This window comes from Priestia sp. SIMBA_032, assembly GCF_046535215.1.
GTDB classification, from domain to species: Bacteria; Bacillota; Bacilli; order Bacillales; family Bacillaceae_H; genus Priestia; species Priestia aryabhattai.
This window is the reverse complement of sequence record NZ_JAWRXD010000581.1, coordinates 1-275: the sequence shown is the minus strand read 5'-3', so window position 1 is coordinate 275 and position 275 is coordinate 1. Positions and strand designations below refer to the sequence as shown.

Below are 275 nucleotides of genomic sequence, written 5' to 3'. Positions count from 1 at the left end.
CATGTGAAGTCAGACTTTCGGTTTATGTCGGTGCCGTAAAATATACCGGGGAGTCGCGCATAAAAATAAAAAGAACGGGTCAAGAGTTGGTTCGTCAGGATCTAGTCTATCTGAGGTCGGAGGTACTTAATGCTGTCAGTCTTGCGTTAAAGGGTGCTTATATCGATGCCTTGAGTAAAATTGAAAAATTGCCGGAGAAATAGGGGCAGACCCTGAGGGGGGCGATTTGTCTTACAGAAATTCAAGAAGTTGGAATGTTGCAGAAAATAGGAGTC

The 275-nt window shown here is 44.0% G+C and carries 1 protein-coding gene; it reads left to right on the top strand.

Annotated elements, in window-relative coordinates:
- Window positions 1–203: hypothetical protein (locus SB717_RS35600; protein WP_410907658.1), on the top strand; the 203-nt coding region annotated here is incomplete at its 5' end.
- Between the last annotated feature and the right edge of the window lie 72 nt (window positions 204–275).